The following is a 15,831-nucleotide window of genomic DNA, read 5'->3' as shown; positions in this document are numbered from 1 at the left end:
TTTTAGTGATAATTATAAAAAAGGGTCTGGATGCCTGACAATGATGAATTGGATATAACAAAAATCTACAGACGTGGGCTCGAAATGACCCATCGTCCCAAATATTTGCCTGAATATCTAATATGAAAGAAAAATTACTGCTCTGCATATTCTTAATTCTAAGTCTTGTTTTATCGCGCCCGTTACTAGCCCAGGGCCTGGTTGAGCAGGACAGCATCCCGACTACATGGGAGCTTTTAAAGTATGATGGCTCCAGCGCTTTGGGTGGAATTAAAAGAACCTATACTGCGCCATTGAAATGGCAGAAAGACGATTTTATTACTGCGGGAGCTGTAGTTGCAGGAACTGCCTTTCTTTATATATTTGATGAGGAAACCAGTGATTACTTTATAGATCAGAAAGAAGATGTACCTGGAGTGGTGCGTGATTTTGGCTGGTATTTTGGTAGTCCACAGAATAATTACGGTATTACCGGAGCGGTTTACCTCACCGGGCTATTTACCAAAAATGAAAAAATCAGGAAGACTGGGGTATTAATGATTTCTGCTGCCACAGCTTCCGGCATAATTCAGTCTATCTCCAAAACTGTTGTAGGTCGCGCCCGGCCAGGAGCCGGGGAAGGAAAAGGTAGTTTTAAACCATTCAGCAATGAAGGTGATTTTCATTCTTTCCCTTCTGGGCATACCATTCTTGCTTTTACCACTTTATATGCCTTATCCAAACAATTCGAAAATCCTTTCTTACGGGCCGGTTTAATTGGTGTTGGATTGATCTCCCCGGTTTCCCGACTCTGGGATGGTGCTCACTGGCTTACAGATGTTGGGCTGAGCCTCGCCATTAGTGTGGTTGTGGTAGACACTATAGATAAGTATTTAAGTTTTGAACGGGATTATGGTTATGAGAAAAAGAAGCCCATCAGCTGGAAAATGAATGTAGGCCTGGGAAGAATAGGGATTACCGGTACTTTTTAACCAGCCTTTAAATATTATCCTCATGGCTAATTATTATCTTTAGAATTCAAAATTCAGTACCTATGAAAAGTAGCTTCAACGAAATAATTAATAGCGAAACACCTGTGCTCATAGATTTCTATGCTGATTGGTGCGGACCTTGCAAATCCCTGGCTCCAATCCTCAAACAGGTGAAGGAAGATCTTGGTGATAAAGTGAAAATTGTTAAAATAGATGTTGATAAGAACCAGACACTGGCCTCGAGATATCAGGTTCGCGGAGTTCCCACCATGATCCTTTTTAAGAATGGAAATCAAATGTGGCGAAAATCTGGAGTTTTGCCGAAAGAGGAGATCAAAAATATGATCGAATCTGTCTAAAGCTCTTTTAAACCGGGTACATTGAAATGCTCAATATCCCATCCTGCCAGCCAGGCACCTGCCTGGTAAGCAGATTCCAGAAATTCCAGTAAAACCTTTTTCGGTTCATCCTGTTTTTGAAGCTCTGCATAGGTGAGTACTGCCATGGGACTTCCATTATTCATGATCCAATTTGCACTTTCCGGCTCTAATTTTTGTTCTTCAAGACCCTCGGGTGATGGGAAGGTATAGGAATAGAAAGCAGGTTCGGGCATATTTTCATCTCCGGCCCAGAATCCAAAGCTTATACATTCATGGCTATAGGCATCTTTATTGGGAATACTGGCATCTGCATCCATTGCTGGCGCCTTTTTCCCGGAAAACCTGGTTACGGCAAGGTCCATAGAATGCCAGTATAAATGGACAGGACAGGTTTTACCATAAAACCTTCCGCTAAATTCCTTAAATACTGAACTTATCCATAGAAAAGTTTTCCAATAGGTATTTGTATATTTTTTATGGTAATGTTCATATTCTACAATTTCTGAAAACCTTTTCTTCATATTTAATTCATAAGGTTCGGCTTTAATACCTACCACAATATCAAGTTCTTTCAGAATACTACACAGGTAGTTATAAAAATCTGCCACACTTAAATTCTTTTCCAGGCGAAAAGACCTTAGATCGCCGGCACTATGGAATACTTCCACCCTATGCTCAGGAATATTCATCGTGATAGAAAAGCTATCAAAGCCTTCATTTATAGAAATCGGGCCGGTGGTAAAGCCTTTTTCATTCACATACAGGGTTATGTACCACCAGTGATTTTTCCTGGGCGCAAAACTCATTCTTATCTTTCCCATAATCTGAAAAAACAGATGCAGAGTTAGCTTATTCTTTTCGTGCCCGGTATACTTTAGATCTGGTAATACATGTGTAGCCATAATATTTATTTTAATTTGCCGCCCTTAGCAACCCACCAGGGATGCACTTCGACTTCCAGCCTGCCTGCCTTCACCATAGGGTCCAGCCTGGCCAGACTATCTGCCTCTTTCTGAGTTGCCGTATTAAAAACAACAATTCCTCTTATGTCACCATCATCCCCCATAGGTCCTGTAAGGCTGGTATATCCATCTTCATAAAGCCTCGAGAGGTGCTCCAGATGTTTCTTTTGCAATTCAGCAGCTTCTGTTGAATCCTGACTTCGGGTGGTACCCGATTTTAAAAATACCATAAAATATTGCTGCATTAAATAGGTGGTATCCCCAGATTTATAACTAAAAGTCTGGTATCCCTCCTTTTTTAACCGCGCTTCCAGAGAGGCGATATCCTCTTTATCTGGTGTTTCTTTCTTAACCTCAGCACTGATTAAATCTGTATTTTCCTGTTTAGATTCATCCCCACAGCCTATAACAAACAAAGCACCTATCAGTATTAATACATTTCTCATTGTTTCCAATTCTTATAAGGGTTATTAATTAAATTAGAATTATAATAATTTATATCTCCGGTAACTTCTTCGCCTAGCCATTGTGGCCTGGAAAATTCTTCCTCTTCCTGCTGAAGTTCCACCTCTGCAAGGATAAGATCCTGGTTATCTCCAAGGAATTCATCAACCTCATACAGATGATCGTTCTGCTTAATGAGATAACGATATTTTTCGATCTTTCCCGGCTCACATAATTTAAGTAACTCCTTAGCTTCGCTCACCGGTATTTCCTTTTCCCATTCAAATCTGCTAAGTCCGTTTTCTGTAGATCTGCCTTTAATGGTCATGAAAGCATGATCGTCTGTAATCCTTATTCTAATTGTCCTTTCCGGGTCTGTATTCAAATAGGCCTGAACAAAAAAGGTCTTTTTATAAGCCTCCTTCTTGAAATCCTCAGACTTTACTAAAAACTTTCTTTCTATTTCTATCATTATCAAGTTAACTATCTGCTATTTTTTTAATCTCATCATTCTGAATTCTTCCGCTTTGATATTCCCTGTTAGCAAGGATGATCATGGCATTTGCAATAGTTTCAGGATGAATACTTCTGTATTTTTTCAAATTTCCAACCAGTAAATGATCACCAACACTCATAATCTTCTTCAAAATAAATTCAAAAGGGCGCCTTTCCTCCCGGTCTCCGCTAATTAGAGAAGGTTGTAAAATATAGGTATTCAATATTCCCTGTTCCATGACTGCACCTTCCATCTCGCCTTTAACACGGTTATAAAAGATCCTGCTGTGCTCATCTGCCCCCATAGCCGAGATCACCTGGAAAGTATTAATGTTGTTCTTACGTGCTAATTTTGCCGCTGTGGCCGGGATACAGTAATCAACCTTCCGGTACATTTCTCTGTCTGGTGTTTTACTCTGGGTGGTCCCTATACAGCAGTATACCTCATCACCCTGAAATAGTTCACTAAATTGATGAAGTTCAAAAAGATCGATAAGGTACTCCTCGATCTTTTCATGTTTCTGGGCTACATGGTTCCGGGTAAATACTTTTATTTTTCTATATCTTTCATCCCGAAGCAGCTTATCTAACAGTATACTTCCTGTTAAACCGGTAGCTCCCAGAATAATTGCCGTTTTATGTTCCATTGCCGTGAATATCTTCTCTATCAAAGATAAGTTTTATGTTTTTGAAAACCAGCATGCATATTTTGCTACCACAGATATAGCAGAAAATTAGTTTCACTAAATTTACAAGGTGGAAAAACTTCGCAAAATTATCCATATCGATATGGATGCTTTTTACGCTTCAGTAGAACAACTAGATGACCCGGAACTTCGGGGTAAACCCGTAGCGGTTGGAGGTAGTTCTCAAAGAGGAGTAGTGAGTGCTGCTAGTTATGAAGCCAGAAAGTTTGGTGTGCGCAGTGCAATGAGCAGCGTCATTGCAAAAAGGAACTGTCCTGACCTTATCTTTGTAAAACCACGTTTTGAGAGATATAAGGAGATCTCCGGGCAGATAAGAGAAGTGTTCTATGAATATACAGACCTGGTTGAACCTTTGTCTCTGGATGAGGCCTATTTAGACGTTACTGAAAATAAAAAGGGTCTTCCCAGCGCCACGCTTATCGCAAAACAGATTCGTAACAGGATAAAGGAAAAGACCGGCCTGAATGCTTCTGCGGGAATTTCTATCAATAAGTTTATAGCCAAGGTCGCCAGTGATGTGAACAAACCTAACGGACAAAAAACAGTACCTCCGGAAGAAGTTTTACAGTTCCTTGAAGACCTCGATATCAGGAAGTTTTACGGGGTGGGAAAGGTGACAGCAGAAAAAATGTATCGGCTGGGTATTTTCAGCGGAAAGGACCTCAAAGAAAAGACCGAGGAATACCTGAGCGAACATTTTGGAAAAAGCGGTTCGCATTTCTATAATGTGGTACGCGGCATTCACCACAGTGAAGTCAAACCTCACCGAACAAGAAAATCCCTGGGCGCAGAAAGAACCTTTAATGAGAATATCTCTTCTGAAGTTTTTATGCTCGAAAAACTCAAAAATATAGCAGAAGAGATTGAACGTCGACTCGAAAAAAGTAAAGTGGCCGGAAAAACCGTTACTCTTAAAATAAAGTACAGTGATTTCACCCTCCAAACGCGCAGTAAGACCGTAAATTATTATATTGCCCGCAAAGAACTGATCCTGGAAATTGCAAAAGAGCTATTATATCAGGAGAAAATGAAGAATTCAGTAAGACTTCTGGGAATCAGTTTATCTAATTTAAATACAGAAAAAGCAGTTTCAAAAGAGATCGATAAAGAGATCTCTGTACAATTAAAGTTCAGGTTTTAAATTTTCATGAAATACCGTTTATTTTTTCTCCAGCTTGCGTTTACTTTTATTTCTTGCAGCGATTCCCAAAAACCATTTCATCTTCCAGATAATGCCAACCAGCTTTTACATGGGGACAGTACGAAAACCTGGAAGATAGCCCGGCGTTATAATGATGATATCCGCATGAATATGGGGCCTTGTTTTATGGCCTACCGCCAGACCTTTAAGGTAGACCATCTTGTACAGGACAATAATGAAGATACCAGAGACTGCGGCCCTAATTTGACCGGGAAATGGAATTTTAAAAAAGGTCCGGAAGGAAATTCATTTATAAAAATAAGCAGTCCGGACATACCTAAACTTTTAAATACAGAGAAGGATTACAAATATTTTAAGGTCCTGAAACTTACCGAAGACACTTTAAAGATCTCTTTCAAGCACAAGCAGTATGGAGATACTTATCGCAGGATAACCGATATTTTAGTACGCGAAGATCTTGATATTGGTGACCGTTATTTTCACCATTAAAAAAACCGGGAATATATCCTTTGATATGTCCCCGGTTTATTATACTTAAATTTAATTGTACTATTCTATTTCAGATACTCTTAAGGTATTTACCATCCCTTTTGCGGTAATAGGCATAGCCGCAAGATTGATAGCGAAATCGCCAACTTCCACGAATTTATATTTTTTCGCCATATCGTTAATATCATCGATGGTTTCATCTGTACTTACAAACTTATCATAATAAAAAGCTTTAACTCCCCACAGCAGGCTTAATTGATTAAGTATCCTTCTGTTGGATGTAAATACTAAAATATGAGCCTCCGGTCTCCATGCAGAGATCTGGAAAGCTGTATATCCACTATTGGTAAGTGTACAAATAGCCTTGGCTTTGATCTCGTTAGCCATATGCGCTGCATGATAACAAACCGCCTTGGTGATATATCTTTTTGTCTTAACGTGTGGAGGTTCATGCGGAACCTTGATCAAAGGAGAATTTTCTACACTTTCCAGGATCTGCGACATTTTCTGGATTACCTGTACCGGATACTGTCCAACAGAAGTTTCACCACTCAACATCACCGCATCTGCACCGTCCATTACAGAATTCGCCACATCATTTACCTCTGCCCGGGTAGGGGTAAGACTGGTGATCATGGTTTCCATCATCTGGGTAGCAATAATTACCGGTATTCTGGCTTTTTTGGCCGTTAAAACAAGTTTCTTCTGAATTAAAGGAACTTCCTGCGCAGGAATTTCTACACCCAAATCTCCACGTGCAACCATTAATCCGTCGCAATAAGCAACGATCTTATCTATGTTCTCTACCCCTTCTGGTTTCTCAATTTTGGCAACGATTGGGATCTTGTATTCTGAATGCTCTTTAATAAGATTCTGAAGCTCGATAAGATCTTCAGCATGTCTTACAAAGGATAAGGCCATCCAGTCTACTCCTATTTCACAGGCGAAGATGGCATCTCTAACATCCTTTTCAGTTAAAGCAGGAAGAGAGATATTTGTATTTGGCAGGTTTACTCCTTTTTTGGACTTCAACGGTCCTCCCTGGATCACTTTGGTCTTTACCTCATTCTTCTTATTGGTAGTAACCACCTCGAAGATTAATTTTCCATCATCAAGAAGTATCCTTTCACCTGCTTTTACATCCCTGGGAAACGAATCGTAATTCATATAAACCCTTTCTGCAGTTCCTTTAAATTCTTCTCCGGTCGCAAAAACGATCTCATCACCTTCGCTAACAACCACCTCCTCTTTCATGACCCCAACTCTTAGTTTAGGACCCTGAAGATCTCCCAGGATAGCTGCATTAAATCCATCTTCTTCATTTAATTCACGAATCATCTGGATTCTCTCCTTTACATCCTCGTAATCGGCATGGGAGAAATTGATTCGGAATACATTTACACCTTCCTGCAACATTTTTCTTAAGACATCTTTACTACTGGTTGCAGGGCCCAGTGTAGCGACTATTTTTGTTTTCTTGTTGGTAGGCATTATTCGAAAATTAGATTTTGTTTGGATTTCAGATTATCAACATCAATTGCATAAGCAGCCTGAACACCGGGAATTTGCCCGATCTTGTTAAGTACTTTCATAAATTCTCTGGGCTGGATCTCTTCACTTATTTTAAGGAAATAATCCACTTTATCATATTCAGGAATAAGATATACTTCCTGCGGACTCAATTCTTCCTCTGCGAAAAGCGATCCCGAACTCAGGATCTTTTTTGGCTTCCCTTTAAATTTATTACAAACAAGGTCAAGGCTATAATATGAATTGGGGTCCTTATGAGAAAACAATGCATAAAAAGCATCATATTCTGTGTGATTAAAGTCTATATCCCGCGGTTCTCTTTCGAGTTTTATTTTAAGATGCTTATTTAAAAAATACGCCAGCTTATATCCTTCCAAAGAGGAATAAATGGCGATTAAATTAAAGTTATCATCTTCAACTTCCAGAATTTTATGCGATTGCATAAACTATCACTTTAAGGTTAAAGATACTATTTGATTAACAAAATGAAGATTTAAAGGCCCTAAAATTCACAATTTTCTACGAAAACGTTGTAGTTTGCGACAATTCCTTAAAATTTAATCGATCTTATTCTGAAGGGCATAATAGGCTCTTTTCGATGCTTTTTCCTCGGCTTTCTTTTTGGAGGTAGCCCTGGCTTTTGCCACCACCCGGTTGTTGATCCTTAGTTTAACCGCAAAATGTTTTAATTCATCATTCCCGGTGTCTTCATAAACCTCGTAATCAAACTCTTTCTTTTCCTTCTGGCACCATTCTATCACCAGGCTTTTATAGCTGATCACCTTACCTTCAAGCTGCTCAATGTCTACGTAAGGATCAATTACCCGTTCGTAAATAAAACGCTTACAATATTTATATCCACGATCAAGATATATAGCGCCTACCAGAGCTTCAAATAAATTCCCATGAATATTTACCCCAAACTGGTCTTTGGGAATATTGGTTTGAACATGCTTTATAAGTCCAAGGTCTTTCCCAAGCTCATTCAGGTGCTTACGGCTTACCACCTTAGATCTCATCTTGGTAAGATAACCCTCGTTGCCACCCGGAACAGCTTTATAAAGATGCGAAGCCACCACGGCACTTAACATAGCATCCCCTAGGAATTCCATGCGCTCAAAATTAATGGCATTCCCTTCTTCGTCCTTTCGGTTTAAGGAACGGTGGGTAAAAGCTTTTTTATAGTAAGTAATGGATTTAGGTTTAAATCCAAGTATTTGAGTAAGTATATTAAAAAAATTCCCGCCTTGTCCAGAACGGGAATTTAATATGTTACGAATAACGCTCATCGTTTATTCGTCAAGTTTCTTAAACACCACGCAGGCATTATGCCCGCCAAATCCAAAGGTATTACTCATCACTACCTTGACATCTCTCTTTTGAGCTTTGTTCAGGGTAAGGTTAAGCTGTGGATCAATGTTTTCATCAATATGCTCATGATTAATCGTTGGCGGCACTAAACCGTGCTTCATGGAAAGTATAGCAGCTATTGCTTCTATCGCTCCTGCGGCACCAAGTAAATGACCGGTCATCGATTTGGTCGAGTTGATATTGATATTCTTGGCATGATCCCCAAAAACTTTGGTAATCGCTTTAAGTTCTGCCACATCTCCAAGAGGAGTAGATGTTCCATGAGTGTTGATCGCATCAACATCTTCTGGTTTCAAGTTGGCGTTCTTAAGGCAGTTTTTCATGACCGCTACAACTCCGTCTCCTTCAGGATGCGGCGCCGTCATGTGGTAAGCGTCTGAAGATAATCCTCCACCTAACACCTCGGCATAGATTTTTGCACCACGGGCTTTGGCATGCTCATATTCTTCTAAGATAAGAGCACCTCCACCTTCACCCAGCACAAACCCATCACGGGTAGAATCAAATGGTCTCGAAGCAGTTTCGGGACTATCATTTCTGGTAGACAGGGCATGCATTGCATTGAATCCACCCATCCCAGCGATAGTAACCGCAGCTTCAGATCCTCCAGATACAATTACATCACAGTGGCCCAACCGAATATTGTTCAGGGCATCTATCATTGCATTAGCCGAGGAGGCACACGCAGATACTGTGGTATAATTCGCCCCCATAAATCCATGTTTGATAGAAATATTACCAGGAGCAATATCTGCAATCATCTTTGGAATAAAAAAGGGATTGAATCTGGGAGAACCGTCACCTTCAGCATAATTGATTACCTCATTCTGAAAGGTTTCTAATCCACCAATACCTGCACCCCAGATAACACCAACGCGGTATTTATCTACAGCATCCAGGTCAAGGCCAGAATCTTCTATAGCTTCGTCTGCAGCCACCATGGCATACTGAGCAAATCTATCAAGTTTTCTTGCCTCTTTACGGTCAAAATGATCGAGGGGATTGAAATTTTTGAGTTCGCAAGCGAATTTAGTTTTGAACTTTTCGGTATCAAAATAAGTGATAGGCGCGCTACCACTTTTACCGTTTTTTAGTCCATCCCAATATTCCTCTAAATTGTTACCAATTGGGGTTAAGGCACCAAGGCCTGTAACTACTACTCGCTTTAACTCCATATGGTGTGTTGATTTTATTTCTTAGCGTCTTCGATATATGAAATTGCCTGACCTACAGTAGCAATGTTTTCTGCCTGATCGTCTGGGATCTGAATGTCAAATTCCTTCTCAAACTCCATAATCAATTCTACTGTGTCTAGTGAATCAGCACCCAAGTCGTTGGTGAAGCTGGCTTCGTTTACAACTTCATTCTCGTCAACTCCCAATTTGTCAACGATAATAGCTTTTACTCTTGATGCAATGTCTGACATAATTTTTTATTTTAATTTTGATTAGGTGGCAAAAATAAAAAACTTTATTTTAAAACCGATTTTTACTCTAAAAATGTGGCGGTAATTTACATAAAATTCGTTGAAAGCCTTTAATTTTACATCCTAATAAATGTTAACAGCCTTATTTTGAGTAAGAAAGAGAATGCAAGAAATAATAAGATTATAATTTTTGCCTCAGGTTCCGGTACTAATGCCGAAAATATCATCAAATTCTTCCAAAAGTCAGATAATACAGAGGTCGTAGCGGTATTTTCTAATCGCAGATCTGCAGGTGCCTTGAAAAAAGCCCATAATCATAACGTGAAAGCCTTACTTTTTGATAAGGAAGCTTTTTACCAAAGCAACGATGTTTTGAACATTATTAAAGACATTAATCCCGACCTGATCGTTCTGGCCGGATTCCTCTGGTTGTTCCCTTCCAAGATCATCAAAGAATTTCCAGACCGGGTAATCAATATACATCCAGCCCTTCTGCCAAAATTTGGAGGAAAAGGAATGTATGGATCTAAGGTCCACGAAGCTGTAATTGCAGACAAAGAGAAGGAAAGCGGGATTAGTATTCACTATGTCAACGAAAAATATGATGATGGGCAGATTATTTTTCAGGCTACTACACCCGTAGATGAAAATGACACCGCAGAAAGCCTTGCCAGTAAAATACATGAGCTTGAATACCGCCACTTCCCGGAGGTAATTCAGCAAATCCTCGAAAAAAATAATTAGTGCAGACACCAAAAGTTCATATTTACACCGATGGTGCCGCTCGTGGCAATCCGGGACCCGGCGGTTATGGTATCGTTATGGAATGGGTTGGAAAACCTTACAGAAAGGAATTTTCCTATGGCTATAAAAAAACCACTAATAATCGCATGGAACTACTCGCGGTTATTGTCGCACTGAAACAATTAAAAAATCCCGGAACGCCAGTAAAGGTTTTTACAGATTCCAGATATGTGGCAGATGCCGTCAATAAGGGCTGGCTGTATGGCTGGGAGAAAAAGAACTTTATCAACAGGAAGAACAGTGATCTCTGGAAAGAACTTCTAAAAGAGCTTAGAAAACACGAAGTACAGTTTCAGTGGATCAAGGGGCACAATGACCACCCCCAGAATGAGCGTTGCGATGCCCTGGCGGTTAGCGCCTCAAAAAGAAATAATCTTCCGGAAGATGTAGGATACAAAGCTTAACATTTCGTAGAGAAATTGAGGTTTATACCTTGAAAAACAAACTGTATATTTGCAGCGTAATTTTAAAATCTATTATGAGCAAATTACTTATTGTTGGAACCGTAGCCTTTGATGCTATTGAAACTCCTTTTGGAAAAACTGACAAGATCCTTGGTGGTGCTGCTACCTACATCGGTCTTTCGGCATCAAACTTTGATGTGGAAAGTGCCGTGGTATCTGTTGTTGGTGAAGATTTCCCAAAGGAATATCTTGACCTGCTAGAAAAGAACAATGTAAATATAGAAGGACTGGAAGTTGTTAAAGGAGGCAAGACCTTCTTCTGGAGCGGAAAGTATCATAACGATCTGAATACCAGAGACACCCTGGACACCCAGTTAAATGTACTGGCAGATTTTAAACCGGTGGTGCCAGATTCGCATAAGGACTCAGAATTTGTAATGCTGGGTAACCTGCATCCTTTAGTACAGTTAAGTGTTCTGGATCAGGTAAAAAATCCAAAACTGGTTGTTCTGGATACCATGAATTTCTGGATGGACAATACCCTGGAAGATCTAATGAAAGTTATTGCCAGAGTAGATGTGATAACGATCAATGATGAGGAAGCCAGGCAACTATCCGGTGAATATTCTTTGGTTAAGGCCGCCAGAAAAATCGAGGAAATGGGTCCAAAATATGTTGTGATTAAAAAAGGTGAACACGGAGCCTTGTTATTTCACAAGGACCAGGTGTTTTTTGCCCCGGCGCTTCCTTTGGAAGAAGTCTTTGATCCTACTGGAGCAGGTGATACATTTGCCGGCGGATTTATTGGATACTTAGCCAGAACAGGAAATATCTCTTTTGAAAATATGAAGAGTGCCATCATCTATGGTTCCAACCTGGCCTCCTTCTGCGTAGAGAAATTTGGAACTGAAAGAATGCAAACGCTAACCGGTGATGAAGTAAACAAGAGACTTGACGAGTTCAGGAAATTAACTCAATTCGAAACACAACTTGATTAATATAACGCCCTGTAATTACAGGGCTTTTTTTGTGACAAACACAACAAATACCTAAGAATACAACTTATGAGTGATGCTATAAAACACGAATGTGGAATTGCGCATATTAGGCTTTTAAAACCTCTTGACTATTATAAAGAAAAATACGGTACCGCATTTTATGGAGTAAACAAGATGTATCTCCTCATGGAGAAACAACATAACCGTGGGCAGGATGGTGCCGGTTTTGCAAGTATCAAACTCAATACAATTCCCGGGGAGCGTTATATAAGCCGGGTGCGTTCCAACCAGGCTCAGCCAATTCAGGATATTTTTGAACAGATAAATCAAAGGATCAATGATGAAATAAAAGCAAATCCTGAGTATGCAGACAATACAGATTTGCAAAAAAGATATATCCCTTACCTGGGCGAGGTTTTTCTTGGCCACGTGAGATACGGGACTTTTGGCAAGAACAGTATCGAAAGTGTACATCCTTTTTTGAGACAGAATAACTGGATGCACAGAAACCTGATTGTTGCCGGAAACTTCAACATGACCAATGTAAATAAGCTGTTCAATAATCTGGTCGAACTCGGGCAGCATCCTAAAGAGCGAGCAGATACGGTGACCGTAATGGAGAAGATTGGTCATTTTTTAGATTCTGAAGTTAGAAAACTTTACAAAAAGCTGAAAAACGAAGGATACTCCAAAGTTGAAGCCTCACCTATAATTGCAGAAAAATTAAATGTCGCGAAGATCCTGAAGAAATCTTCCAAGAACTGGGATGGTGGGTATGCTATGGCCGGCTTAATTGGTCATGGTGATTCTTTTGTATTACGTGATCCTGCGGGGATAAGACCTGCCTATTATTATAAGGATGATGAAGTGGTCGTGGTTGCCTCAGAAAGACCGGTTATTCAAACGGTTTTCAACGTAGACTTTAATGACGTGCATGAATTACCTCCGGGAAATGCTATCATTACTAAAAAGAACGGGGAGGTCTCTATCACTGAGATTATTGAACCTCTGGAAAGGAAGGCCTGTTCTTTTGAGCGTATTTATTTTTCTCGAGGCAGCGATGCAGAAATATACCAGGAGCGTAAAATGCTGGGGCGCCTTTTAATGCCAGATGTTTTAAAGTCTATAGAACACGATACTTTAAAGACTGTTTTTTCCTTTATTCCTAATACTGCGGAAACATCCTTCTACGGAATGGTAGAAGCTGCCCAGGATGAATTGAACAAACAAAAAAATGAAGCCATCCTCGACGAAAAGGAAACTTTAACCGATGCAAGGCTGCAAGAGATCCTATCTCATCGACTAAGAACAGAAAAGATCGCTATAAAGGATGTTAAGCTGAGAACCTTCATCACTGAAGACAGTAGCCGCGACGATCTTGTTGCCCATGTGTATGATGTAACCTACGGAGTGGTAAAACCGGATGATAACCTGGTCATTATCGATGATAGTATTGTTAGGGGAACTACCCTCAAGAAAAGTATCATAAAAATGATGGACAGGCTAAAACCTAAAAAGATTGTGGTGGTATCCTCTGCTCCACAAATAAGATATCCAGATTGTTATGGTATTGACATGGCCCGGCTGGAAGATCTGGTAGCTTTTAGGGCAGCGCTGGACCTTTTGAGGGATTGCGGCAAATACGACATTATCGAGAAAGTCTACAAAAAATGTAGAGACCAGGTAGATCTGCGTGATAGCGAAGTACAGAATTTTGTCAAGGAGATCTATGAACCATTTACCAATGAGCAGATCTCAGATAAGATTTCTGAGTTGCTTTGCGATAAAGATGTGAAGGCAGAGGTAAAGGTTATTTACCAAACGGTTGATAACTTGCATAAAGCATGTCCGAAAAATCTTGGCGACTGGTATTTTACCGGTGATTATCCAACTGCAGGAGGGAACAGGGTTGTGAATCGCGCTTTTATGAATTTTTACGAAGGCAAAACGGACAGGGCTTACTAAAGTTTACACTTTAACAGATATTTCTGCACTTGGTCTATTATTCTTTGTATAGCCTATAATTCTATATACATTAGTATCACCATAACATAAGTAGGTTAAGTTCATGGTAGATTTGGGGCAAAAAAAGGTGGAATTCATTCCGCCTTTTTTTATGTCCCGCCGGTCACTATAATGTTGTATTAGATTACTCGAAAACTATCAATATATTGATTTTCAGTATCTTAACCATTTAACCGGTAGTTCATCTAAAAAATTAATTTTCCCTGAAATTTCTTCTTATCTTTAAGATACCATAGCATAAGTAGGTTAAGTTCATGGTAGATTTGGGGCAAAAAAAGGTGGAATTTTTATTCCGCCTTTTTTTATGTCAACAATTTAAAACGTAAAGTTAAAAAATACTACAAAAATCTGTATTTCAGCAGTTTAACTAATTTACAGGTAGTTTGTCTAATAAATAAAATTGATTCAGATATTCGTTTTATCTTCACTATACCATAGCATAAGTAGGTTAAGTTCATGGTAGATTTGGGGCAAAAAAAGGTGGAATTTTTATTCCGCCTTTTTTTATGGAAATAAGTGTAAAATACTCTTTTATAGCCGTTTAACAATTATACTGGTAGTTCGTCTAATAATTAAAACTGCTACAAAAATTCGTTTTATATTCAACCTACCATAGCATAAGTAGGTTAAGTTCATGGTAGATTTGGGGCAAAAAAAGGTGGAATTTTTATTCCGCCTTTTTTTATGGAAATAAATCATAAAATACTGTTTTATAGTATTTTAACTATTTTACAGGTAGTTCGTCTAATAATTAAAGCTGCTACAAAAATTCGTTTTATATTCAACCTACCATAGCATAAGTAGGTTAAGTTCATGGTAGATTTGGGGCAAAAAAAGGTGGAATTTATTCCGCCTTTTTTTATGCTGTAAATTGAAATATCGTGATCATCACAAAAAAAAAGGCCGCATAAAGCGGCCTTTAGTATATGTTGCAAATAAAATTATTTTGCTTTCGCGTAACGGCTGGAAACTTCTGTCCAGTCTATAACATTGAAAAATGCATCGATATATTCCGGACGCTTATTTTGATAGTTCAGGTAATATGCATGCTCCCAAACATCCAGACCTAAAATTGGAGTTCCTCCACATCCTACCTCCGGCATGATTGGATTATCCTGGTTTGGAGTAGAACATACTTCTACCTTACCACCTTCATGAACACATAGCCACGCCCATCCAGATCCAAACTGGCCTGCTGCAGCATTTGAGAATTCTTCTTTGAATGCCTCAAAAGATCCAAAAGCGCTATTGATAGCTTCGGCCAATTCACCTTCAGGTTTACCACCGCCTTCCGGAGACATGATTTCCCAGAATAAGCTGTGGTTATAAAATCCACCACCGTTATTTCGAACAGCTTTATTGGACATATCAAGATTTTTAAGAATGTTCTCGATATTTTTACCCTCCATATCCGTTCCCTCAATGGCGTCGTTTAATTTTTTAGTATAACCCGCATGATGTTTTCCATGGTGGATTTCCATAGTTTTAGCATCAATATGTGGTTCCAATGCATCAAAAGCATATTTTAATTTTGGTAACTCAAAAGACATAATTATCTGATTTTTTAGTGATTAGTACTTAAACTGTCCCAAATTTAGCTATTAGGGCATTTAATGGAAATTATTTCGTGTTATAAAATACTTAAAAGCATTGCAGATGTGAA

18 protein-coding genes are annotated in these 15,831 nt (G+C 39.3%); 8 read left to right on the top strand and 10 right to left on the bottom strand.

Going from position 1 to position 15,831, the window contains the following annotated elements:
- Positions 1-122 precede the first annotated feature (122 nt).
- Together FGM01_RS06140 and trxA are read left to right on the top strand one after the other, a co-directional pair.
- The gene (locus tag FGM01_RS06140; protein ID WP_143410235.1) at positions 123-971 is read left to right on the top strand and encodes a phosphatase PAP2 family protein; all 849 of its coding nucleotides are present in this window, start codon (positions 123-125) and stop codon (positions 969-971) included.
- 62 nt (positions 972-1,033) lie between these two features.
- Positions 1,034-1,330, top strand: coding sequence for a thioredoxin (gene trxA, locus FGM01_RS06135; protein ID WP_143410234.1), 297 nt, complete (start codon positions 1,034-1,036; stop codon positions 1,328-1,330).
- On the opposite strand, the gene FGM01_RS06130 is transcribed toward trxA, so the two are convergent.
- Genes FGM01_RS06130 through FGM01_RS06115 form a run of 4 tightly spaced genes read right to left on the bottom strand, consistent with a single transcriptional unit; the run spans position 1,327 to position 3,923 of the window.
- Positions 1,327-2,253 carry a DUF5996 family protein gene (locus FGM01_RS06130; protein ID WP_243735765.1) on the bottom strand — a complete coding sequence of 309 codons (927 nt, stop codon included), beginning with the start codon at positions 2,251-2,253 and terminating at the stop codon, positions 1,327-1,329. The two genes, trxA and FGM01_RS06130, sit on opposite strands and share 4 nt — an antisense overlap.
- A gap of 5 nt (positions 2,254-2,258) precedes the next feature.
- A complete protein-coding gene (locus FGM01_RS06125; RefSeq protein ID WP_143410232.1) occupies positions 2,259-2,759 on the bottom strand; it encodes a YciI family protein in 501 nt (166 codons plus the stop codon).
- On the bottom strand, positions 2,756-3,229 hold the full coding sequence (locus FGM01_RS06120; RefSeq protein ID WP_208012705.1) for a CYTH domain-containing protein: 474 nt from the start codon (positions 3,227-3,229) through the stop codon (positions 2,756-2,758). The genes FGM01_RS06125 and FGM01_RS06120 overlap by 4 nt, the downstream gene beginning before the upstream one ends.
- Positions 3,230-3,236: 7 nt before the next feature.
- Positions 3,237-3,923: an NAD(P)H-binding protein gene (locus FGM01_RS06115; protein WP_341478028.1), complete on the bottom strand. Its 687-nt coding sequence runs from the start codon at positions 3,921-3,923 to the stop codon at positions 3,237-3,239.
- Positions 3,924-4,008: 85 nt separating this feature from the next.
- Here FGM01_RS06115 and dinB point away from each other — a divergent pair, with 85 nt between their 5' ends.
- Both dinB and FGM01_RS06105 read left to right on the top strand, forming a co-directional pair.
- Positions 4,009-5,100: a DNA polymerase IV gene (gene dinB, locus FGM01_RS06110; RefSeq protein ID WP_143410231.1), complete on the top strand. Its 1,092-nt coding sequence runs from the start codon at positions 4,009-4,011 to the stop codon at positions 5,098-5,100.
- Between the two features lie 6 nt (positions 5,101-5,106).
- Positions 5,107-5,610 carry a lipocalin-like domain-containing protein gene (locus FGM01_RS06105; RefSeq protein WP_143410230.1) on the top strand — a complete coding sequence of 168 codons (504 nt, stop codon included), beginning with the start codon at positions 5,107-5,109 and terminating at the stop codon, positions 5,608-5,610.
- A gap of 60 nt (positions 5,611-5,670) precedes the next feature.
- On the opposite strand, the gene pyk is transcribed toward FGM01_RS06105, so the two are convergent.
- The 5 genes from pyk to FGM01_RS06080 form a co-directional block, all read right to left on the bottom strand.
- The gene (pyk, locus tag FGM01_RS06100; protein ID WP_143410229.1) at positions 5,671-7,101 is read right to left on the bottom strand and encodes a pyruvate kinase; all 1,431 of its coding nucleotides are present in this window, start codon (positions 7,099-7,101) and stop codon (positions 5,671-5,673) included.
- Positions 7,101-7,583 carry an IPExxxVDY family protein gene (locus FGM01_RS06095; protein ID WP_143410228.1) on the bottom strand — a complete coding sequence of 161 codons (483 nt, stop codon included), beginning with the start codon at positions 7,581-7,583 and terminating at the stop codon, positions 7,101-7,103. Before FGM01_RS06095 ends, pyk begins: the two co-directional genes overlap by 1 nt.
- 114 nt (positions 7,584-7,697) lie before the next feature.
- Entirely contained in the window at positions 7,698-8,429 is a 732-nt protein-coding gene (gene rnc, locus FGM01_RS06090) for a ribonuclease III (protein WP_143410227.1), read from the bottom strand.
- Positions 8,430-8,432: 3 nt separating this feature from the next.
- Positions 8,433-9,686, bottom strand: a complete 1,254-nt coding sequence (gene fabF, locus FGM01_RS06085; RefSeq protein WP_143410226.1) for a beta-ketoacyl-ACP synthase II — start codon at positions 9,684-9,686, stop codon at positions 8,433-8,435.
- Between the two features lie 14 nt (positions 9,687-9,700).
- Positions 9,701-9,937: an acyl carrier protein gene (locus FGM01_RS06080; RefSeq protein WP_013069791.1), complete on the bottom strand. Its 237-nt coding sequence runs from the start codon at positions 9,935-9,937 to the stop codon at positions 9,701-9,703.
- A gap of 147 nt (positions 9,938-10,084) precedes the next feature.
- Here FGM01_RS06080 and purN point away from each other — a divergent pair, with 147 nt between their 5' ends.
- From purN to FGM01_RS06060, 4 genes are all read left to right on the top strand, one after another.
- Entirely contained in the window at positions 10,085-10,681 is a 597-nt protein-coding gene (gene purN / locus FGM01_RS06075) for a phosphoribosylglycinamide formyltransferase (protein WP_143410225.1), read from the top strand.
- Positions 10,681-11,145 carry a ribonuclease HI gene (rnhA, locus tag FGM01_RS06070; RefSeq protein WP_143410224.1) on the top strand — a complete coding sequence of 155 codons (465 nt, stop codon included), beginning with the start codon at positions 10,681-10,683 and terminating at the stop codon, positions 11,143-11,145. The genes purN and rnhA overlap by 1 nt, the downstream gene beginning before the upstream one ends.
- Positions 11,146-11,219: 74 nt before the next feature.
- Positions 11,220-12,143, top strand: a complete 924-nt coding sequence (locus FGM01_RS06065) for a PfkB family carbohydrate kinase (protein WP_143410223.1) — start codon at positions 11,220-11,222, stop codon at positions 12,141-12,143.
- A 66-nt stretch (positions 12,144-12,209) separates the two neighbouring features.
- Positions 12,210-14,108 (top strand): amidophosphoribosyltransferase, encoded by a 1,899-nt coding sequence (locus FGM01_RS06060; RefSeq protein WP_143410222.1) that lies wholly within the window; start codon positions 12,210-12,212, stop codon positions 14,106-14,108.
- 1,001 nt (positions 14,109-15,109) lie between these two features.
- On the opposite strand, the gene FGM01_RS06055 is transcribed toward FGM01_RS06060, so the two are convergent.
- Complete coding sequence (locus tag FGM01_RS06055; RefSeq protein ID WP_143410221.1) at positions 15,110-15,718, bottom strand: superoxide dismutase; 609 nt, start codon at positions 15,716-15,718, stop codon at positions 15,110-15,112.
- Positions 15,719-15,831 lie beyond the last annotated feature (113 nt).

Source organism: Christiangramia sabulilitoris (assembly GCF_007050985.1).
GTDB classification, from domain to species: Bacteria; Bacteroidota; Bacteroidia; order Flavobacteriales; family Flavobacteriaceae; genus Christiangramia; species Christiangramia sabulilitoris.
The sequence above is the reverse complement of the archived record's forward strand: the minus strand, read 5'-3'. Positions and strand labels throughout refer to the sequence as shown.